This window comes from Streptomyces sp. SID8352 (assembly GCF_009862265.1).
In the GTDB taxonomy this organism is placed as follows: Bacteria; Actinomycetota; Actinomycetes; order Streptomycetales; family Streptomycetaceae; genus Streptomyces.
The window spans coordinates 112,923-133,821 of the sequence record NZ_WWGX01000078.1; the positions used below are offsets into that span (position 1 = coordinate 112,923).

Sequence of the window (20,899 nt, forward strand, 5' to 3'; positions counted from 1 at the left end):
GGGGAAGGGCGGGGGGGGTCGCCCGGGGCTCAGCCGGGCCCGGTGAGGCCGAAGACGTCGGGGAGCTCCTCGATGACGAGGGGCTCGCCGAACTTCCGGACGACCGCTGCCTTCATGGCGTGTCGCTCCTCTCGCCGGGCCGGGCCGCGGGTCACTCGTGCGCCACCACGGCGACGGGGACGGTGGAGTGGTGCATCACCGCGTGGGCGACGGAACCGATGTGGATGCCGAACGGACGCCTGCGGCGGCGCCGTCCGACCACCACCAGGGAGGCGTCGCGGGCGGCCTCGATGAGCTGTCTGGCGGGGCTGCCGAGACGGGACACCTCGGTGACCGGGACATCGGGGTACTTCTGCCTCCAGGGGTGGAGCAGACCGGTGAGTTCGGCGGCCTGCTGGCGGGCGGCCTCGTCGCTCGCGTCCACCCCGGCGGCCAGGCTGTAGGCGTAGTAGGGCGAGAGGTTCCAGCCGTGGACGACGTAGAGGCCGGTGCCCCGGCGCCGAGCCTCGTCCAGGGCGAAGGCGAGCGGTGCCTCGGCTGGGCGGGCGAGGTCGACGCCGACGACCACGGGGCGAAAGGCGGTGGTGGCGGAGGGGATGCCGGTGGCGTCCATGACGTGCTCGTCGGCGGCCTGGGTCCCGGTGCGCACCAGCACCACCGGCGCCTCGGCGCGGGCGACCACCGCCTGTCCGACGGAGCCGACGAGGAAGCCGCCGAGCCCGCTGAGCGCCCGGGAGCCGAGGACCAGCAGATCGGCCTCGGCGGCGGCCTCCACCAGGACGTCGACAGGGGCGCCGGGGCGCTGCTCGGTGCGCACCTCGACGGCGGGGTGGCGCAGTCGCAGGCCCTCGGCGGACTCGCGGGGGATGCGCTCGCTCCAGTGCTGGAGGGTCTCGGCACCGAGCAGCGGGGCCTGCGCCATGGGATCCGGCACCGGGTGCGGTACGTGGAGCAGCGTGACCGGCAGATCGCGCAGGACCGCCTCGCGCGCCGCCCACTCGGCGGCGGCCCGGCTCTCGGGCGATCCGTCGAGTCCTACGGTGATCGTGCGGGGCATGGTGCCCACCTCCTGTGTCCGGTTGTGCCGCACTGCCAGCCTCTCGCGCGGCGGGGGCCCCGGGCAGGGGCCGCTGGTCCCGGTCCGGGGCCGACCGGCCCTCCTCCGGGGGCCTCCCGGTACCGTCCGCCGCCGGGACCCCGCCCGGGAAGCGGCGGACGACTCCCCCGGCGGCCCGCGCCACCGGTCATCCGGGGTCCTTCGGCGGCGGGGTGCCGTAGCCGCCACCGCCGGGGGTGAGCAGGACGAACACGTCACCGGGGCGCACCGCCACGGAGTCGCGGCCCGCCATGGGGACGACGGTGCCGTCCGCGCGCTCGACGTGGTGGGAGCCGAGGGCGCCCGGGGAGCCGCCGGCCATCCCGTAGGGCGGGACCCTGCGGTGCCCGGCGAGCACGCTGACCGTCATCGCCTCCCGGAAGCGGATCCGGCGCCGCACCCCGTCGCCGCCGTGCCGGCGGCCGGCGCCGCCACTGCCCCGGCGCACGGAGAACTCCTCGACCAAGACGGGCAGCCGCAGCTCCAGCACCTCGGGGTCGGTCAGCCGGGAGTTGGTCATGTGGGTCTGGACGGCCGACGCGCCGTCGAAGTCGGGACCCGCTCCGGCGCCCGAGGCGACCGTCTCGTAGTACTGGTGGCGGGCGTTGCCGAAGGTCACGTTGTTCATGGTGCCGCTGCCCTCCGCCTGGGCGCCGAGGGCCGCGTAGAGGGCGCCGGTGACGGCCTGCGAGGTCTCCACGTTGCCGGCGACGATGGCGGCCGGCGGGACGGGGGCGAGCAGGCAGCCCTCGGGGGTGACGACGCGCAGCGGGCGCAGGCAGCCGTCGTTGAGCGGGATGTCCTGGGCGATGAGGGTCCGGAAGACGTAGAGCACGGCGGCGGTGGCGACCGCGGACGGGGCGTTGAGGTTGGAGTCGAGCTGGGGCGAGGTGCCGGTGAAGTCGACGGTGGCGCGGCGTCCGGCGCGGTCGACGTCGACCCGGACGGCGATCACCGCTCCGGAGTCGGTCTCGTAGCGGTGGGTCCCACCGGTGAGGGTGTCGAGCGCGCCGCGCACGGCCTCCTCGGCGTTGTCCTGGACGTGGCGCATGTAGGCGCGGACCACGTCGAGCCCGAAGTGCCGGATCATGCGGCCCACTTCGTCGACGCCCTTGGCGTTGGCGGCGGTCTGGGCGCGCAGGTCGGCCAGGTTGGTCGCCGGGTCGCGGGAGGGGTGGCGGGCGCCGGTGAGCAGGGCGAGCGTCTCCTCCTCGCGGAGCCTGCCGTCCTGCACCAGCAGCCAGTTGTCGAGGAGGACGCCCTCGTCCTCGATGCGGCGGCTGTCGGCGGGCATGGAGCCGGGGGTGAGTCCGCCGATCTCGGCGTGATGGCCGCGGGATGCGACGTGGAACAGCAGGCGGCCGGCGTGCGGGGTGCCGGGTTCCCCGAAGACGGGGGTGATGACGGTGATGTCCGGCAGATGGGTGCCGCCGTGGTACGGGTCGTTGACGGCGTAGGAGTCGCCGGGCCGCATCGTCCCGGCGCGGCGGCGGACGATCTCGCGCACGGCGGTCCCCATCGAGCCGAGGTGGACGGGGATGTGGGGGGCGTTGGCGACGAGATGTCCCTCGGGGTCGAACAGGGCGCAGGAGAAGTCCAGCCGCTCCTTGATGTTGACGGACTGGGCGGTGGCGGCGAGACGGGCGCCCATCTGCTCAGCGACCGAGACGAACTGGCTGTTGAAGATCTCCAGCATGACGGGGTCGGCCCCGGTGCCGACGTCCTCGGCGGGAAGGGCGGTGGTGCGGGTCAGCCGGAGGTGGCCGGAGCCGGTGACTGCCGCCTGCCAGCCGGGGTCGACGACGGTGGTCGCGTTGGCCTCGGTGATGACGGCGGGCCCGGCCAGCACCGCGCCGGGGCGCAGCCGTTCGCGTGCGCGCAGCGGTACGGCGTGCCAGGCGCCCCGGAGGTGGAGGCGTGTGGTGGCCCCGGCGTCGTCGTCGCGTCCGGTGCCGTCCTCCCGGGGTTCCCGCCGTCCGGTCTCCTTCCCCGGGGAGCCGTCGTGGCCGGGGCCGGGGGGCCAGGCGGGGGGCTGGGTGTCCGGGCGGGCGAGGTCGGGCTGGGGACTCGCTCCCCGGCCCTCGACGGAGAGGGCGTCGACCACGACCGGGCGGTCGAGCAGGAAGGAGTAGAGCGCCCGGTGGCGTTCGGTGAACTCCCTCGTCATCGCCCCGGCCCCGGCCAGCGCCACGGTCACGGGCGTGTCGGTGCCGTCGTAGCGCAGGCGCGCGGCACGGGTGACACGGACGTGCGCGCGGGGGACCTCCTGGTCGGCCAGCACGGCGCGGGCGTCGGCCTCCAGCCGGTCGGCCGCGGCGTTCACCTCGGCCATGTGGGCCCGGTCCAGGGGGAGTTCCAGGGAGCGCTCGTGCACCGTGGTGATGTCGGCGAGTCCGATACCGACGGCGGAGAGCACCCCGGCGAAGGGCGGTACGAGGACGGTGCGGATGCCGAGGGAGTCGGCGACGGCACAGGCGTGCTGGCCGCCGGCCCCGCCGAAGCAGGTCAGGGCGTAGTCGCGGATGTCGTGGCCCCGGTGGACGGAGATGCGCTTGACGGCGGCGGAGACATGGGTGACGGCCACGCGCAGGAACCCCTCGGCGACCTCCTCGGGGGTCCTCCGGTCGCCGGTGGCGGCGCGGATGCGGTCGGCCAGCCGGGTGAACTCCCGCCGCACCACGGCCTCGTCGAGCGGCTGGTCGCCGCCGGGGCCGAAGACGTGGGGGAAGCGGGCGGGCGGGACGCGGCCGAGCATCACGTTGGCGTCCGTCACGGTCAGCGGTCCGCCCTGGCGGTAGCAGGCCGGGCCGGGGCGGGCACCGGCGGAGTCGGGGCCGACGCGGTAGCGGCCGTGGTCGAAGCGGAGCACGGAGCCGCCGCCCGCGGCGACGGTGTGCAGGTCGAGCATCGGCACCTGGAGGCGGACCCCGGCGATCTCGGTGACCGGCACACGCTCCAGTTCACCGGCGTGGTGCGAGACGTCGGTGGAGGTGCCGCCCATGTCGAAGCCCACGACGCGGTCGTGTCCCGCCAGCCGGGAGAGGGCGGCCATGCCGACGACGCCGCCGGCCGGTCCGGACAGGACGGCGTTGGTGCCCCGGAAGTGCTCCGCGGCGGCCAGTCCCCCGTTGGACTGCATGAACGCCAGCCGGACACCCGCGAGTTCGCGGGAGACCCGGTGGACGTAGCGGTGCAGGACCGGGGAGAGGTGGGCGTCGGCGACGGCGGTCCCGCCGCGCGGCACGAGCCGGGTGAGCGGGCCGACGTCGCTGGACAGGGAGACCTGGGTGAAGCCCACGGCGGCGGCGAGTTCGCCGACGGCCCGTTCGTGCGCGGGGTGCAGGGCGCTGTGCAGGCAGACCACGGCGACGCTGCGGATGCCGTCGTCGTGGGCCCGGCGCAGCTCGGGGGCGAGGGAGTCGAGGTCGGGCGGGCGGAGCACCTCGCCCTCGGCGGTGACGCGTTCGTCGACCTCGGCCACCCGCTCGTACAGGACCTCGGGGAGGTCGATGCGGCGGGCGAAGAGGTGGGGGCGGTTCTGGTAGCCGATGCGCAGGGCGTCGCGGAAGCCGCGGGTGATCACCAGGAGGGTGCGCTCCCCCGAGCGCTCCAGCAGGGCGTTGGTGGCCACGGTGGTGCCCATGCGGACGCTGTGCACGGCACCGGCGGGGACCGGTTGGCCGGGGGCCAGCCCGAGCAGGCGCCGGATGCCCTCGACGGCCGCGTCGGGGTAGTGGCCCGGGTTCTCGGAGAGCAGCTTCAGCGCCCTCAGCCCGCCGTCGGGCGCCTGGGCCACGATGTCGGTGAAGGTGCCGCCCCGGTCGATCCAGAAGCGGATGCCGGGCAGCTCACCGGGGGGCGGACCGGGGGACGGGGCTGCGGTGGTCGGCGACGGCGCGGTGTCGGGCGGCGGCCCGGCGGGAGTCGGCGGAGTCCCCGCGGCGGACGGCGGCCCGGCGGGGGGCGACGGTGTCCCGCCGGACGGCGTGGGGCCGTCGGGCACGGGTGTCCCGTCGGGCGGTGTCCCGTCGGGCGGTTTTCCCGCGGTGGGCGGTGTGTCCGGGGGCGGAGCGCTGCGGGCCATCCCCACGTCCTCCCTTCCGCTGTCCCCCGGCCGCCCCCGCCTGGGGACATCGTCCCAATGGCACCCGGCTTCCGCATGTCGCGGCGGTGCGCCGGGGCGGGGCGGACACCGGGGCCGCGGGCGGGCCCGACCGCCCTACGGCTCCGCCACCGGGCAGAGCGCCGACGGCGGAGCGAAGGGTAGGGCAGGGCAGAGGCCGTGGGAGCGGGGAGGAGCGGCGGCGAGGCCCCGTCAGCCGGTCCGCGCTCCGTTCCGGGGGGCGGTGTCGGTGCCGGGGGCGAGCCCGAGTTCGCGGGGGCCGAGGGGCCGGAAGAACCGCTCCACGTCCGCCTCGGCGACCTCCTCCAGGGTGGAGGGCGACCAGCGCGGTGTCCGGTCCTTGTCGATGACCTGGGCCCGGATGCCCTCGATCAGGTCGGGCATGGCCAGGGCGGCCAGGGAGACGCGGTACTCCTGGTCGAGGACCGGTTCCAGCGAGCCGAGCCGCCGGGCGCGGCGCAGCGCGGCCAGGGTCACCTTGAGCGCGGTGGGCGACCTGGTGAGCAGGGTCTCGGCGGCCGCCCCGGCCTCGGGGTCGCCGTGGGCGCGGAGGCGCCGGACGATCTCCTCGACCGTGTCGGCGGCGTAGCAGGCGTCGATCCAGGGGCGCCGCCGGGCCAGAACGCCGGGCAGCGGGGCCTGGGTGTGGCGGGCCAGCGCCGCCGGCACGGGGGCTCCGGCCAGGTCGTCGAGGAGCGGCCCGAGAGAGGCGGAGGGCACGTGGTGGTCGGCCAGTCCGCAGAGCAGGGCGTCCGCGGCACCGACCGCCGCGCCGGTGAGGGCGAGGTGGGTGCCCAGTTCGCCGGGGGCGAGGGCGAGGAGGTGGGTGCCGCCGACGTCGGGGACGAAGCCGATGCCGGTCTCGGGCATGGCGACACGGGAGCGTTCGGTGACGATCCGCACGCCGCCGTGGGCGGAGACGCCGACGCCGCCGCCCATCACGATGCCGTCCATGACGGCGACATACGGCTTGGGATAGCGGGCGATGCGGGCGTTGAGCCGGTACTCGTCGCGCCAGAAGGCCGCGGTCGCGCTGCCGTCGCCGTCCCGGGCGTCGCCGTGGATGGCGCGGATGTCACCGCCCGCGCACAGGCCCCGCTCCCCCGCCCCGGTGAGGACCACCACCTCCACCGCAGGATCGCTCTCCCACACGGTGAGGACGGCGTCGAGACGGCGGACCATGGCGTGGGTGAGGGCGTTGATCGCCCCGGGCCGGTTGAGGACGACCCGGCCGGTCCGCCCCTCGGTGTGCGCCAGGACCTGGTCGCTCCCGCCGCCGTTCATCCGTGGGCCTCCGTCCGGCCGCCGTCCGTGGTGACGCGCATGGTCTCGGTCTCCTTCCGGGCCTCGGTGGGTCTCGCGGGTCCGGACGATCCTCTCAGCGCGGCGTCCTCCGGCGTCGAGGGGGGCCACCGGTACGGCGGGACGGGTGCGGCGGAGGGGACGGGCAGGCGGACCGGCGGAGGCCACGGTCCGGCGTGCCCGCGCCGTTCCCGTCGGTGCCACGGTCGCCCAGCGGCACCGGTGCCACTCGGCGCACACGCCACCCGCGCGGCACCGGGCGGCGTCCCGGACCTCGGGCGGCGCCCGTGAACCCGGAGTCACCCGGGCGCGGTGGCGGGCGGCGCCCGGGAGCCCCGTCAGGCGGCGCCCGGGAGCCGCCCCCTCCCGTGCGGCCGGGGCCGCCCCGCCGGGGCGGGGATCACCGGGTGGTGGCGGGTTCGAACCACACGGGGGCGTCGGACAGCGCCTGCTTGATCCGGAAGCGGCCGAACTCGTTGAGGTCCGGCAGGGCGTCCACGGCGAACCAGCCGACCTCCAGCGACTCGTCGTCGTTGACCCGGGCCTCGCCCCCGACGGCGCGGCAGCGGAACGTGGTGTCCATGAACTGGCAGACGTCCCCGTTGTCGTAGGTGACCGGGCTGAGCGCCTGGATCAGGACCACCCGCTCGACGACGCACCGCACCGCCGTCTCCTCCTCCACCTCGCGCACCGCGCAGACGGCGGGCTGCTCCCCCGGGTCCGGGATGCCGCCGATCAGCGCCCACCGCCCGGTGTCGGACCGCCGGCCCAGCAGCACTCTGCCCTCGTCGTCGAGGACGACCGCGGTGACTCCGGGGAGCCAGAGCAGATGGTGACCGGCGTGGGCGCGGATGGTGTGGATGAAGTCGGGCGTAGGCATGATCCCGACCCTAACGGGCCGCCCGGCGGCGACCGGCCGGGCACGGGGCGCGGAGCGGGGCGTACGACGTCACTCCGCGGGCGTGCGGTGGGGCGTACGTCCCGGGCGCGCGTACGGGGATACGGGGCGCGGCGCGCCACCGCGCCTCCGCCCGGCGACACCGCGCGCCCCGTACCCCGGCGCGTACCGTCCGGCACCGCGACGACGGACGACGACGGCGCCCGCGCCCCGGCGGTGCGGGCGGTCACCGGCGGTGCGGGCGGGCGCCCGGCCGTGCCGCTACGCCGCGGCCGGGCCCGGCGTCCCGGTCCCGGCGCGCCGTGCGCGGACGGCGCGGGTGACGGCCAGGCCGATGCCCGCCGCGGCGACCAGGACGAGCGTGATCTCCGGCAGCACCCCCAACCGGGTGGCGGGCGTCAGGGAGGAGCGCAGCGGCACCTCCTGGACCAGGGAGTCGGCCACGAACATGCCGGTCCGCTGGGTGATCCGGCCGTCCGGCATGATGATCGCACTGACGCCGCTGGTCACCGGCACGGTGACGGTGCGGCTGTGCTCCACCGCCCGGACGCGGGACATGGCGAGCTGCTGGTGGGTCATCTCGCTGCGGTCGAACGTCGCGTTGTTGCTCGGCACCGAGATGAGCTGGGCGCCGTCGGTGACCTCGGAGCGCACCGCCCAGTCGAAGGCCGCCTCGTAGCAGGTGACCAGGCCGACTTTGGTGCCCGCCATGGTGAACACGCCCGGTTCGGTGCCCCGGGTGAAGTCCTGGCGGACCATGCCGGTCCACTCGTCGTTGATCGCGCCGATGAGCGAGCGCAGCGGCAGGTACTCGCCGAACGGCTGGATCTGCCGCTTGTCGTAGGTGTCGGTGGGGCCCTTCTCGGGGTCCCACAGGATCTGCTCGTTGAGCTGCTTGCCGTCCCGCTCGACGACGGCGCCGACCGAGATCGGCACCCCGACGGCCTTCGCCGCCCGGTCGATGACGTGGCGGGCGTCGGGGTTGGCGAAGGGGTCGATGTCGGAGGAGTTCTCCGGCCAGAGGACGAAGTCGGGGCGGGGGACGCGGCCCGCCTCGATCTCGGCGGCCAGGCGCTCCGTCTCCCGCGCGTGGTAGTCCAGCACGGCCCGGCGCTGGGCGTTGAAGTCGAGACCGGCGCGCGGCACGTTGCCCTGGACGACGGCGACCGTCGCGGTGCCGTTCTCGGCCCGGTCGCTGACCAGCGGCCGGGCGGCCAGGGCCGCGAGGAGGGGCACCGCCAGGGCGAGCAGGGCGGCCGTCGCCGCGCCCCGCCGTACGGCGCCGGTGCGGCGGGCCAGGAGGGCGAGGCGGACCGCCTCGAAGAGGCCGAAGCCGCACAGGACCACGGCGAAGCCCAGGACGGGGGTGCCGCCCACCGCGGCGAGCGGCAGGAACACGCCCTCGGCCTGCCCGAACGCGATCTTGCCCCAGGGGAAGCCCTCGAACGGCACGCGGGCCCGGGCGGCCTCCCCGGCGGTCCAGAGGGCGGCGGCCCACACCGGCCGGGCCGGCAGCCGGGACACGGCCGAGATCCCCGCGCCGACCAGCGCGAGGAAGACCGCCTCGACCGCGGCCAGGGCCAGCCAGGGCACCGGGCCGACCTCCACGCCGGTCCAGACGAGCAGCGGCAGCAGGAAGCCGAGGCCGAAGAGGTATCCGAGGCCGAGGCCGGCCTTCCAGGTGCGCCCGTGCAACGCCCAGCCGAGACCGGCGAGGGCGGGCAGGGCCAGCCACCACACGGTGCGCGGCGGGAAGCTGACGTAGAGCAGCACTCCGGACAGGGCGGCCACGGAGGCCGGCAGCACGCGCCGCAGCCGTCGGGCGGCGCGGGATCCGGGCGCGGCCTGCGGTTCCGAGGGGTCCGGGGTGCCGACGGGGATTGCGGTGGCGGTCACCCCGGGAGTGTACGGTGCGTGACATCGCGCCCGGCAACACGGCCCGTGAGGGGCACCGGCGGTGACCACGCCCCGGCACGGGACCGCGGCACCGGTGCCGGACCGGCGGGGCGGCCCGGGAGGGCCGGGGCCGGACCGGGGACACGGGCCGGATCAGGAGCGCGGACCGGATCGGAAGCCCGGACCGGATCGGGAACGTGCACCGGACCAGGAGCGCGGACCGGATCGGGGACGGTGGATCAGAGGACCTGCCCCGGGCTCCTCGGGCGCAGCAGGCCGGTGATGACCCGCACGGCGGACTCCGCGTCGTCGACGGTGATCGTCAGGGTGTGCCCGTCCCACAGCCGCAGGATCATTCCCTCGCCCCTCCGCACCACTACGGCCGTGCCCTTCTCGGGCCTCCAGCGGTAGCCCCAGCCGCCCCAGTGGCGCGGGGTGACATGGGGGACGAACTCGGCGCCGACCACGTCGGAGAGGGGGATGCGGCGGCGGGGCACGCCGATGTGGCCGCAGCGGACCTCCAGGCACTCCTCGTCGACCCGGAGCGCCACGTGGACGAAGGCCAGGGTGCCGTAGAGGACGAGGAGCCCGGCGGCGATGCAGCCGACCACGGCCATGGCGAGCGGGGCGACCCCGGACTCCCAGGCCGAGTCGACGGCCAGGGCGATGCCGAGGGCCAGGCAGGCGGCGCCGGTGAGGGCCAGGAACCACTGGGCCCTGTTGGTGGCGCGTCCGGTCCAGACGTGCGGGGGGCGGGGGACCTTCTCGCCGGGGCGATGCCTCATGGAAGACGAGGTTACCCACGTTTCGCCGCGTGTGTGCGGCGTCGCGGAACGTGACTGCGCCAACCGGGGCGCCCTCGGCCGGGTCCGGCCCGGACCGCGGTCGCTCCGGGGCTCCCGGGCTCCGGGCGCGACGGGCGGGGCCGGACTCCGCGGGGGGGGCGGCGGGCCGGGCGGTCAGCGCGCCGGGGTGACCGCGCGCAGCAGCCGGCCCTCCGCGTAGGCGAGCGCCGCGTCGGGCAGGGTGCCCTCGCGTCCGCTGAGCAGCACGGTGAGGGTGCCCCCGGCGGGCGCGCCGGGATCGGGCCGGAGGCCGAGGCGGCGCAGCGCCTGGGCGGCGACCGCCCCGGCGGAGCCGTGCAGGACCAGGGGCGGGGAGCCGGGGCGGCGCAGGGCGGCCCGGATGCGCTCGGCGACCAGCTCGTAGTGGGTGCAGCCGAGGACGACGGTCGTCACGTCCTCGGGGGTCAGGGCGGCCGCGGCGGCGACGGCGGCGGCGACGGCCGCCTCGTCGGCGTGCTCGACGGCCTCCGCGAGCCCGTGGCAGGGCACCTCGGTGACCCGGGTCCCGTCGGCGAAGTCGGCGATGAGGCCGCGCTGGTAGGGGCTGCCGGTGGTGGCGGGGGTCGCCCAGATCGCCACCGGTCCGCCGCCGGCCGCGGCGGGCTTGATCGCCGGGACGGTGCCGACTACCGGCAGTCCGGGCTCGTGCCGGGCGCGCAGCGCGGACAGGGCGTGCACCGTGGCGGTGTTGCAGCCGACGATCAGGGCGTCCGGGGCGTGCGCGGCGGCGGCCTCGGCGACGGCCAGGGCGCGCCCGGTGAGGTCCTCGACGGAGCGCGGCCCCCAGGGCATGCCGTCGGGGTCGAGGGAGAGGACGAGATCGGCGTCGGGCCGCAGCCGCCGTACCGCGGAGGTGGCCGCCAGCAGACCGATTCCGGAGTCCATGAGCGCGATCTTCACTCCGCCACGATAGACGATGCGCCGCCGCGGCCCGGGGTCGTGCGGCAGACTGCGCACGTGAGCGCAGACGTGTGGACCGCCCTTCCGACCGCCCTCGCCCCGCCGCCCGCCCCGCCCCCCGGAGCGGGCGCGGCCGGTCCGTCCGCCGCGGCCGACGTGGCCGCCTCGCTCGCCGTGGCGACGCCGTCCGTGGCGTCCGCCGCGGCCGTCCTGTCGCTCGCCGTCTGGCTGTGGCTGCTGCTCGGGCAGGGCTTCTTCTGGCGGACGGACGTCCGGCTGCCCGAGGAGGAGGAGCCCGCCGAGTGGCCGCCGGTGTGCGTGGTGGTCCCGGCGCGCGACGAGGCCGGGGTGCTGCCCGCGAGCCTGCCGTCGCTGCTGGCGCAGGAGTACCCGGGGCGCGCCGAGGTGTTCCTCGTCGACGACGGGAGCACGGACGGCACCGGGGAACTGGCCCGGGAGCTGGCGCGGCGGGCCAACGGGCTGCCGCTGACCGTCTCCTCGCCCGGGGAGCCGCCCCCGGGATGGACGGGCAAGCTCTGGGCGGTGCGGCACGGCATCGCGCTGGCCCGCGCGCGGGAGCCCGCGTTCCTGCTGCTGACGGACGCGGACATCGCCCACGCGCCGGACAGCCTGCGCCGCCTGGTCGCGGCGGCCGGGCCCGGCGGCTTCGACGTCGTCTCGCAGATGGCCCGGCTGCGCGTGGAGAGCCCGTGGGAGCGGCTGGTGGTGCCGGCCTTCGTGTACTTCTTCGCCCAGCTCTATCCCTTCCGGTGGATCGCCGGGCGGGACGGGAGGGCGGGGGCGACCCGTACGGCCGCGGCGGCGGGCGGCTGCGTGCTGCTGCGGACCCGGGCGGCCGAGCGGGCGCGGATCCCGGACTCCATCCGGGGCGCCGTGATCGACGACGTGGCCCTCGCCCGCGCCGTCAAGGCCGGCGGCGGCCGGGTCTGGCTGGGGCTGGCCGACGGGGTGGACAGCGTGCGGCCGTATCCGCGCCTGGGCGACCTGTGGCGGATGGTCTCGCGCAGCGCCTACGCGCAACTGCGGCACAGCCCGCTGCTGCTCGTCGGCACGGTGCTCGGCCTGGCGCTGGTGTATCTGGTGCCGCCGGCGGCGGTCGTGGCGGGCGCGGTGGGGGGCGGCGCGGCCACGGCGGTGCCGGGCGGTGCCGCGTGGCTGGTGATGGCGGCGACGTACGTGCCGATGCTGCGCTACTACGGGCAGCCCTGGTGGCTCGCCCCGCTGCTGCCGTTCACCGCGCTGCTGTACCTGCTGATGACGGTCGACTCCGCGGTGCTGCACCACCGGGGGCGGGGCGCGGCGTGGAAGGGCCGCACCTACGCCCGGCCCGGCGCCCTGCCCGAGGAGGGCTGAACACCGGGGCGTGCGGCTGTCACCGGCGGCGTGCCGGTGCCTCCCGAGGGGGGCGGCACCGGCGGCCGGGGGTCACTTTCGGCCGGGGGTCCAGTTCATGCCCCAGCCGTAGGCGCGGTCGACGGTCCGCTGGGGGCTGACTCCGCGGTCGGGCACCAGGTAGCGCGCCTCGCGCTGGACCACGAGGTCATCGCCGGTGTTGGTGATCAGGGCGAGGGCGCACACCGTGGAGGGCACCGTGCACTCGTCGAGCGAGAAGTCGACGGGGGCGCCGTGCTGGGGCTGGAGGGTGACCGTCGCGTGCAGGTCCGCGAAGGAGCGCGCGCCCTCGTAGATGGTGACGAAGACGAGGATGCGCCGGAAGCTGCGCAGGTGGTCCAGGTTGACCGTGAGGTTCTCGCCGGCCGAGACCGCCCCGGTGCGGTCGTCGCCGTCGAGGTGGATGAACGGCGGCTGGTGCAGGGCGCCGAAGGCGTTGCCCAGGGCCTGCACGACGCCCTTGCTGCCGTCGGTGAGCTCGTACAGGCAGCACAGGTCGAGGTCGAGGTCGTTGTGCATGGCGACCGAGCGGCCGAGCTTGCGGCCCCAGCCGGAGAACTGCTTGCGCACCTCCCAGTTGAGGTTGACCCGCAGGGCGCCCGAGGTGCCGCCCTGTTTGGTCAGCGACACCGAGGGCGCCGCCTTGGTCAGGGTGACCTTGCTGAGACTGACCGGCGGCGCGGCGGGCGGGGCCGCCGGGGCGGCGGCCGGGCGGGGCGGGGCGGCGGGCGGCGCGGCCGGGGGGAAGGCCGGACGGGCGGCGGCCTGGGGCGCGGGCGGTGCCTGCGGTGCGGCGGGGGCCTGCGGCTCGTCCACGGTGATGCCGTAGTCGGTGGCGAGGCCCTCCAGACCGGTGCCGTACCCCTGGCCGACGGCGCGGAACTTCCAGGCGCCCTGGCGGCGGTAGAACTCACCGAGCACGAACGCCGTCTCCACCGTGGCGCCCGGATTGTCGAAGCGGGCCACGACGGTGCCCGCGGCGGCGTCCCGGACCTCGATGTACAGGCCGGGTACCTGGCCGAAGGAGCCGCCGTCGGAGGAGGCGGCGACGATCACCGTGTCGACGGCGGGCTCCACCCGCGCCAGGTCGACCAGCAGACCGTCCGTCACCCGGCCGCCCGCGTCGCGCTTGCCCTCGTGCCGGACCGCGCCCGAGGAGTGCGACGGCTGGTTGTAGAAGACGAAGTCCGCGTCGGAGCGGACCTTCCCACCCAGGAGCAGCAGCGCCGAGGCGTCCGCGTCGGGCACTCCGGGGCCCGATCGCCAGCCCAGTTCGACCCGCAGCGCCGCGGTCGGCACCGGAGTGTTCGCGCCCTTGGACATGGACATGTACGCCCCCATCACTGTGTCGTGGCGCCGGGCCGTACCCGGCGGTCTGTCAAGTCCTCGCACCCAACCTAAGCCCCCTGGACCAGGGGTCCGCCAGGAGCACGGGGAGTGACCCCGGCCAACTCCCGGTAACAGGCCCGGAACTCGGCTTTTACCTCACATCGGGACGCATGCTGACCTGTTTTGTCGTATTCACTCGAATTATGGATACCAGGCCGTCGTGAACGCGGGAAAACAACCCTCTTGTCGGTCTCCCCAACCAGCACATCGTGGGCTTAACTTATGGCCATGACCTCCCCCCGCTCCACCTTTGGTGGCGGCTACTACTCCGCCTCCTTCCCGGAGACCCCGATCTACGACTCCCTCGTCGCCGAGCGGGGCACCCCGCAGATCGCGCCGATCCGGGTCCCCGCCGCGTACGACGCGCCGGTCAGTCACCTGCCGGCGCTCCCCTCGGCGCTGCCCGCCCTCCCGGCGGCGCCGTCCCAGCCCTCCTACGGCTACGCGCAGCAGATGCCGCAGCCCGCGCCCCTGCACCAGGCGCCCACCGCGTACATCCCGCAGCAGACCGCCCCGCGTGGCTACCCGGGCCCCCACCAGCCCCAGCCGCCCCGTCCCATGGCACCGGGCCCCACCGGGTACGACGCCATGCGGCCCGCCGGGTACGAGGGGATGCGCCCCGCCGGATACGACGCCATGCGGCCCGCCGGGCAGGAGGGGATGCGCCCCGCGGGGTACGAGGCGATGCGTCCCGCCGCGCCCCGTCCCGCCCCGGCTCCGTACCAGGACCCGTACCAGAACCAGCAGTACCGCGGCTACTGAGCCGTTCCCCGGGTGGCCCGCGGGTGCCTGCTGGCACCATGGCCCCATGGGGAATGCGCGAGTGCAGTCGATACACGTCCACCCGGTCAAGGCGTTGCGGAGCGTTCCGCTCCAGGAGGCCGTGGTGGAGCCCTGGGGGCTGGCCGGGGACCGCCGCTGGATGCTGGTCGACGACGGGGGAAGGGTCGTCACCCAGCGCGAGCGGCCACGCCTGGCCCTCGCCGCCGCCGAGCTGCTGCCCGGCGGCGGCATCCGCCTGTCCGCACCGGGCCTCGAACCGCTGACCGTGCCGGTGCCGAAGGCGGCGGAGACCGTGCCGGTGCACATCTTCCGCGACACCCTGGAGGCCGTCCCGGCCGAGGCACCGGAGGCGCACGCCTGGTGCAGTGCCCACCTCGGCACCGACGTGCGCCTGGTGCACATGGACGATCCCGCCACCCGCCGCCAGGTCGACCCCGCGTACTCCCGGCCGGGCGAGACGGTGACCTTCGCCGACGGCTTCCCGCTGCTGGTGACCACGACCGCCTCCCTGGACGCCCTCAACGCGATGATCGCCGGGGGCGACCGCCCGGCCGAGGGGCCGCTGCCCATGAACCGGTTCCGGCCGAATCTGGTCCTCTCCGGCACCGAGGCGTGGGCGGAGGACGGCTGGACGCGCATCGCGGTCGGGGAGCTGGTGGCGCGGGTCGCCAAGCCCTGCGGTCGGTGCGTGGTGACCACCACCGACCAGGACACCGCCGCGCGCGGCAAGGAACCGCTGCGCAGCCTCGCCCGGCACCGCGCCATCGAGGGCAGGCTGGTCTTCGGCCAGAACCTCGTGCCCGAACGGCTCGGCACGGTGCGGGTCGGGGACCCGGTCCGGGTGCTGGAGTAGCCGCGACCGCCCGGCGGCGCGGGTCCGGGGAACCCGGTGCCGCGCCCGGGCGTTGACCCGGGGGACGGCCGCGCGACGGCCCCGCCGGGAGCCGGCGGCGCGCGGTGGACGCGCGGCGGCGACCGTGCCTCGCCCGGAGCGGGGCACACGGCCCGTCGCCGACGGGCCCGTCGGGCCGGCCGCCGTCGACGGCGGGCCCGGCGCCGGCCGCCGACCGGCGGCGGACGGGCCCGGGCCTCCGGTCGGCCCGCCCTCCGTCCGCACGCTACGGTGGACCGGCCGAACGGGTCGGCCGCGACCCGCCGGGGGGAGCCGCGGAGCACACCGCGGGCGAACGAGCCGTCAGGACGACGAGGTGGGGGCAGAGCAGCGCCATGGCACAGGGCACGGTCCAGGTGACGCACACCGGCACCTCGCGGTGGCGGCGCCGCACGGGTGAGTACGCATCGCTCGCCGCCGCCCTGGAGGCCGCGGCCGACGGTGACGTCCTCACCATCGCCCCGGGCACCTACCGGGAGAACCTCGTCGTCCAGCGGGCGGTGACCCTGCGCGGCCCCGAGGGCTCCCACGGCTCGGTGCGGATCGCGCCGACCGAGGGCGTGCCGCTGACCGTGCGCGCCTCGGCCGTCGTCCAGGACCTGCACGTGGAGGGCCAGGACGCGGCGGCGCCCGCCGTCCTCGTCGAGGAGGGCACCCCGGAGCTGCTGGACGTGCGGGTGGTGACCCGTTCCGCCTCCGGCATCGAGGTCCGCGGCAGCGCCCGGCCGACCGTGCGGCGCTGCAGCGTCGACAACCCGGCCGGGGTGGGCATCGCCGTCCTGGACGGCGGGGGCGGGGTGTTCGAGGAGTGCGAGGTGGTCTCGGCCGGGCGGGCGGGCATCGCCGTCAGCTCCGGCGCGCACCCCCGGCTGGAGCGCTGCCGGGTCCACCACGCGGCGGGCTCGGGCCTGACGGCGACCGGTGAGGGCTCCGCCCTGGAGGCGGTCGGCTGCGAGGTCTACGAGGTGCGCGGCAGCGGCGTCCACATCACCGGGCGGGCCACCGGCCACCTCACCGACTGCGCGGTGCACCGCACCACCGCCGACGGGATCACCCTGGACACCGACGCCGTGCTGACGCTCGCCGACTGCCGCATCCACGACATCCCGGAGAACGCGGTGGACCTGCGCTCCCGGTCGGTGCTCACCCTGACCCGCACCAGCGTGCGGCAGTTCGGGCGCAACGGGCTCTCCGTGTGGGACCCGGGCACCCGCGTCGACGCCAACCAGTGCGAGATATTCGACAGCACCGGCGACTACCCGGCCGTGTGGGTCAGCGACGGCGCCACGGCCGTGCTCGACTCCTGCCGGGTGCACGACGTGCCGGACGCCCTGTTCGTCCTCGACCGGGGCTCGCGCGTCGACGTCGTCGACAGCGATCTGTCCCAGGTCCGCAACACGGCGGTGTCGGTCAGCGACGGCGCCACCGCGCAACTGGACGACTGCCGCATCCGGGAGGCCGCGACCGGCGCCTGGTTCCGCGACCACGGCAGCGGCGGAACCCTCAACAACTGCTCCCTGGAGGGCAACCGCACCGGCGTGATCGTCACGAAGGGCGCCGACCCCACCGTCGAGCGCTGCACCGTCGACGGCCCCTCCGAGGCCGGTGTCTACGTGTCGGCCGGCGGGCGCGGCAGCTTCCTGAACTGCCGGGTGACCGGCAGCGCCGGCTACGGCTTCCACGTCATCGACGGCAGCCGCACCACGCTCCGCAAGTGCCGCACCGAGCGCTGCGCGCGCGGCGGTTACGAGTTCGCGGACGGCGGCGCGGACGGGTTCCCGGACGCGGGTCCCCTCGTGGAGGACTGCACCAGCGACGAGAGCGGCGGACCGCGGCCCCCCGCCGCCCGGGAGACCGCCGCCCAGACGGCACCCCGGTCGACGGGGCTGCTGGGCCCGCTCCCCGGGCAGCGGGACACGGAGCCAGGGGCCGGGCCCGCGCCCGCCGTGCCGGAGACCCCGGTCCGGTCCTCGCAGGACGTCCTCGGGGAACTGGACGCCCTGGTCGGCCTGGAGAGCGTCAAGCGCGAGGTGCGGGCGCTCACCGACATGATCGAGGTGGGCCGGCGCCGACAGCGGGCGGGGCTGAAGGCCGCGTCGGTGAAGCGGCACCTGGTCTTCACCGGCTCCCCCGGCACCGGCAAGACCACGGTGGCCCGGCTGTACGGCGAGATCCTCGCCGCGCTCGGCGTGCTGGAGAAGGGGCATCTGGTCGAGGTGTCCCGGGTCGATCTGGTCGGCGAACACATCGGCTCCACGGCGATCCGCACCCAGGAGGCGTTCCAACGTGCGCGCGGCGGGGTGCTGTTCATCGACGAGGCGTACGCGCTGTCCCCGGAGGACGCGGGCCGGGACTTCGGCAAGGAGGCCATCGACACCCTGGTCAAACTGATGGAGGACGAGCGGGACGCGGTCGTGGTGATCGTCGCGGGCTACACGGTGGAGATGGAGCGGTTCCTCTCCGTCAACCCCGGTGTCGCCTCCCGCTTCTCCCGCACCATCACCTTCGGCGACTACGGGCCCGGGGAACTGCTGCGGATCGTGGAGCAGCAGGCCGACGAGCACGAGTACCGGCTGGCCCCGGGCACCCCGGAGGCTCTGGCGGCGTACTTCACCGGGATTCCCAAGGGCCCGGCCTTCGGCAACGGGCGCACCGCCCGGCAGACCTTCGAGGCGATGGTGGAGCGGCACGCGAGCCGGGTCGCCCAGCTCCCCGACCCGAGCACGGACGACCTGACCCTGCTGTTCCCGGACGACCTGCCGCCGCGGCGCGGCTGAGGCCTGTCCGACCGTTCCCGTCCGCCTCACGAGGCCGTGCGCGCGCTCCCGGCGCCGCGCGGCCGCCTACGGGCGACGGCGGCGGTCGTCGGACGGGCCCCGGTCCGCGGGGGTGCCGCGGACCGTCCTGGGCCCGGTCCCCGTCCCGTCCGCCGCGGGCCCGTCCCGCGCCGTCGCGGGCTCCGGTCCGGCCTCGCGGCCGGCCGGGGCGGGATGGCTGCCGGGGACACGGGCGGGATGGCTGCCGGGGGCCGGGGCGGGCGCGTCCGGGCCGGGCGTCTCCGGGCCGGTGTGGCGCGGGGACGGCACCTCCGGGCGGAGCCGGGCCAGGAGGCCGCGGCGCTCCTCGGCGAAGGCCGGGTCGGCCTGGTAGTCGGCGTGGCCGAGGATCGGCGTGGGCAGCGGGTGCAGTTCGGTGCGGCCGTAGGTCAGCGGGTCCCGCAGGGGGGCGCGGTCGACGGCGGGGCCCTGCGCGCCGGGCAGCCGCACCGGGCCGCCGATGGGGTCGGTGCGCCGGTGCAGATTGCGCCAGCGGTCGACGTCGCGGTGGAGCGAGCCGAGGGCGTCGGGCCCGAAGTGGGCCGGGAACCAGCGGCCGTAGAGCCGTTCCAGCGGGGAGCCGTAGGTGAGCAGGGCGACCCGGCGGCGGACGGCGGGTTCGAGCTGCCAGGCGGCCGCCGCGGCGAGCACGCTTCCCTGGGAGTGCCCGGACAGGACCAGCCGCCCGCCGGTGGCCCTGGTCCAGGTGGCCATGCGCCAGGTCAGGTCGGGGACGGCCCGCTCGGCGTAGCAGGGCGGGGCGAAGGGGTGTGCGGCCCGGGGCCAGAAGGTGCCGACGTCCCAGAGGATGCCGATGGTGCGGCGGGCGGAGGCGTCCTTGTAGGCGCGGCGCCCCCAGGTGACCAGCAGTATGAAGCCCAGACCGATCAGCCAGGAGCCGAGCCCCTGGGCGGTCTGCGCGGCCCCGTGCACCAACGGGTGGGCGCCGCGCGCCGCGTCGGCCGGCACCCGCCCGGTGGCGAACGCCCCCACCAGGGCCCCGGCGCCGAGCAGCAGGGTGGCCGCCGAGACGGCGCCGACGACGAGAGGGCCCCGGTCGGTGAGGGACGCCAGGGCACGGGCGCGGGCGATCCGCCGGGTACGGGCCGGGTCGCCGCTCTCCCCCGTCTCCCCGGGGTAGTCGGCCTCGACGGCGGCGCGTTCGGCGCGGGCGAGGCGCCGGGCGTGCAGGGCGAGACCGGCGCAGAGCAGCAGGACGAGGCCGAGCAGGGGCGGGATGGCGGATGCCTGCCAGGTCAGCAGGACGGGCGGGCCGTCGAGGGAGGCGCCGGTGCCGTCGAGCCAGTCGGCCATCCGCTGGGCGATCCCGCCGGACATCACCCCGCCCAGGGCGCAGGCGATCAGGGCGACGGCGGGTCCGCCGAGGCCGTGGACGGCGGCGCGCGGGTCGGGTGCGCGGCGGTGCAGCAGCCCGGCGGCCACGCAGAGCGCGATGACGAGGGTGCCCTGCGCCAGGGTGAGGGAGCCGAAGGCGGCGTCCCCGGCCAGCCGTCCCGTCGAGGTCCAGCCCGGCCGGGTCCAGCCGCCGTAGAGCAGGGCGAGGGCGAGCAGGAGCAGGGCGGTCAGTGGGAGGCGGCGCACGAGATGCGCGTCGAGGTGCGCGTCGAGCCGGTTCTCGCTGCGCCCCCGGCGGCAGACGACGGCCGCGGTGGCGACGGCGCAGGCGGCGAGCGCCGACTGGAGCAGCCATCCGGCGGTGTCGAGCGGGGGCGCCCCGCCCGCCCGGCGGTCGAAGGCGGCGGCCGGGACGGTGACGGCGGCGGCGACGGTGAGCAGTCCGGCCGCGGTGTGCGCGGCGCGCAGCCGGGCGACCAGGCGGCGGCCGTACCAGAAGCCGGGCCGGTCCAGTGCGGTGCGGCCGGAGGTGTCCGCCTCGGTGCCGTCCCCGGCCGTGCGGTCCATCGGCTGCTGGGACTCGTACGCCCGCCAGGTGCGCAGGGACAGGTACCAGAGCACTCCGGTGAGGACGGCGGGGACGAGGGCGGCGAGGGCGAGCCGGCGGCCGGGCATGCTCCACCAGCCGTCGTGCGAGGCGCTCGGGGAGAGGAAGCCGAGCCAGGAGTGGCGCACGGCGCAGGCGTGGGTGCCCGCGCACTGCCAGGCGATCAGGTCGACGGCGACCTCGCAGGCGGCGGCGACCAGCAGCACCGTGAGGGAGAGTCCGGCGAGCCGCACCAGCAGTCCGTAGAGCCGGACCACGCGGACCCGGCCGTGGGCGGCGGGCCGCATCCAGTGGGCGAGGTTGACCACCATGAAGGGCAGGAGCAGCAGCCAGAGGGCGCGGGTGCCGTTGCCCGAGGTGAGATTGCACCAGACGTAGGCCTCGGGCACCGGGGGGCCGGTCCCGTCGGCCGGCCGGGACTCGGCGTCGGCGTCCTCGCCCCGGCGGAAGACGGCGGCGATGTCGTCACCGGTGACCCGGACGGTGCGCGGATCGTCGAGCATCCGCTCGGGGGTGGTGCCGCCGACCCCGTGCACCAGCAGTTCCAGGGCGCTGCCGGTGTCCCCGGCGGTCCGGGGACCAG

At 76.4% G+C, this 20,899-nt stretch carries 14 protein-coding genes; 4 read left to right on the forward strand and 10 right to left on the reverse strand.

Annotated features, from left to right (window positions below; translation table 11 throughout):
- Positions 1-29: 29 nt before the first annotated feature.
- From GTY84_RS34730 to GTY84_RS24265, 8 genes are all read right to left on the reverse strand, one after another.
- A complete protein-coding gene (locus GTY84_RS34730) occupies positions 30-155 on the reverse strand; it encodes a hypothetical protein (RefSeq protein ID WP_272919262.1) in 126 nt (41 codons plus the stop codon).
- A complete protein-coding gene (locus GTY84_RS24235) occupies positions 152-1,057 on the reverse strand; it encodes a universal stress protein (RefSeq protein ID WP_161228501.1) in 906 nt (301 codons plus the stop codon). Before GTY84_RS24235 ends, GTY84_RS34730 begins: the two co-directional genes overlap by 4 nt.
- A gap of 187 nt (positions 1,058-1,244) precedes the next feature.
- Positions 1,245-4,943: a hydantoinase B/oxoprolinase family protein gene (locus GTY84_RS24240; RefSeq protein WP_161228524.1), complete on the reverse strand. Its 3,699-nt coding sequence runs from the start codon at positions 4,941-4,943 to the stop codon at positions 1,245-1,247.
- A 468-nt stretch (positions 4,944-5,411) separates the two neighbouring features.
- Positions 5,412-6,503: an enoyl-CoA hydratase/isomerase family protein gene (locus tag GTY84_RS24245; protein WP_161228502.1), complete on the reverse strand. Its 1,092-nt coding sequence runs from the start codon at positions 6,501-6,503 to the stop codon at positions 5,412-5,414.
- A 418-nt stretch (positions 6,504-6,921) separates the two neighbouring features.
- Entirely contained in the window at positions 6,922-7,401 is a 480-nt protein-coding gene (locus GTY84_RS24250; RefSeq protein WP_161228503.1) for an NUDIX domain-containing protein, read from the reverse strand.
- Between the two features lie 279 nt (positions 7,402-7,680).
- Complete coding sequence (gene lnt, locus GTY84_RS24255) at positions 7,681-9,315, reverse strand: apolipoprotein N-acyltransferase (RefSeq protein ID WP_161228504.1); 1,635 nt, start codon at positions 9,313-9,315, stop codon at positions 7,681-7,683.
- Positions 9,316-9,554: 239 nt separating this feature from the next.
- Entirely contained in the window at positions 9,555-10,100 is a 546-nt protein-coding gene (locus GTY84_RS24260) for a hypothetical protein (protein WP_161228505.1), read from the reverse strand.
- A gap of 174 nt (positions 10,101-10,274) precedes the next feature.
- Positions 10,275-11,060, reverse strand: a complete 786-nt coding sequence (locus tag GTY84_RS24265) for an aspartate/glutamate racemase family protein (protein ID WP_161228506.1) — start codon at positions 11,058-11,060, stop codon at positions 10,275-10,277.
- 174 nt (positions 11,061-11,234) lie between these two features.
- Between GTY84_RS24265 and GTY84_RS24270 the strand changes: the two genes are divergently transcribed.
- Entirely contained in the window at positions 11,235-12,434 is a 1,200-nt protein-coding gene (locus GTY84_RS24270) for a glycosyltransferase (protein WP_345943515.1), read from the forward strand.
- A gap of 72 nt (positions 12,435-12,506) precedes the next feature.
- Here GTY84_RS24270 and GTY84_RS24275 read toward each other — a convergent pair whose 3' ends face one another.
- Positions 12,507-13,796, reverse strand: coding sequence for a TerD family protein (locus GTY84_RS24275; RefSeq protein WP_161228526.1), 1,290 nt, complete (start codon positions 13,794-13,796; stop codon positions 12,507-12,509).
- Between the two features lie 294 nt (positions 13,797-14,090).
- Between GTY84_RS24275 and GTY84_RS24280 the strand changes: the two genes are divergently transcribed.
- The 3 genes from GTY84_RS24280 (at position 14,091) to GTY84_RS24290 (ending at position 18,314) form a co-directional block, all read left to right on the forward strand.
- Complete coding sequence (locus GTY84_RS24280) at positions 14,091-14,624, forward strand: DUF6643 family protein (RefSeq protein ID WP_161228507.1); 534 nt, start codon at positions 14,091-14,093, stop codon at positions 14,622-14,624.
- A 46-nt stretch (positions 14,625-14,670) separates the two neighbouring features.
- A complete protein-coding gene (locus GTY84_RS24285) occupies positions 14,671-15,498 on the forward strand; it encodes an MOSC N-terminal beta barrel domain-containing protein (RefSeq protein WP_161228508.1) in 828 nt (275 codons plus the stop codon).
- Between the two features lie 374 nt (positions 15,499-15,872).
- Positions 15,873-18,314, forward strand: coding sequence for a right-handed parallel beta-helix repeat-containing protein (locus GTY84_RS24290; protein ID WP_161228509.1), 2,442 nt, complete (start codon positions 15,873-15,875; stop codon positions 18,312-18,314).
- Positions 18,315-18,380: 66 nt separating this feature from the next.
- Here GTY84_RS24290 and GTY84_RS24295 read toward each other — a convergent pair whose 3' ends face one another.
- Entirely contained in the window at positions 18,381-20,864 is a 2,484-nt protein-coding gene (locus GTY84_RS24295) for a DUF2974 domain-containing protein (RefSeq protein ID WP_237532626.1), read from the reverse strand.
- Positions 20,865-20,899 lie beyond the last annotated feature (35 nt).

Coding starts and splice junctions, on each gene's coding strand:
- GTY84_RS24235 (WP_161228501.1), bottom strand. CDS start 1,057: ATGCCCCGCACGATCACCGTAGGACTCGACGGATCGCCCGAGAGCCGG.
- GTY84_RS24245 (WP_161228502.1), bottom strand. CDS start 6,503: ATGAACGGCGGCGGGAGCGACCAGGTCCTGGCGCACACCGAGGGGCGG.
- GTY84_RS24250 (WP_161228503.1), bottom strand. CDS start 7,401: ATGCCTACGCCCGACTTCATCCACACCATCCGCGCCCACGCCGGTCAC.
- GTY84_RS24260 (WP_161228505.1), bottom strand. CDS start 10,100: ATGAGGCATCGCCCCGGCGAGAAGGTCCCCCGCCCCCCGCACGTCTGG.
- GTY84_RS24275 (WP_161228526.1), bottom strand. CDS start 13,796: ATGTCCAAGGGCGCGAACACTCCGGTGCCGACCGCGGCGCTGCGGGTC.
- GTY84_RS24280 (WP_161228507.1), top strand. CDS start 14,091: ATGACCTCCCCCCGCTCCACCTTTGGTGGCGGCTACTACTCCGCCTCC.
- GTY84_RS24285 (WP_161228508.1), top strand. CDS start 14,671: ATGGGGAATGCGCGAGTGCAGTCGATACACGTCCACCCGGTCAAGGCG.
- GTY84_RS24290 (WP_161228509.1), top strand. CDS start 15,873: ATGGCACAGGGCACGGTCCAGGTGACGCACACCGGCACCTCGCGGTGG.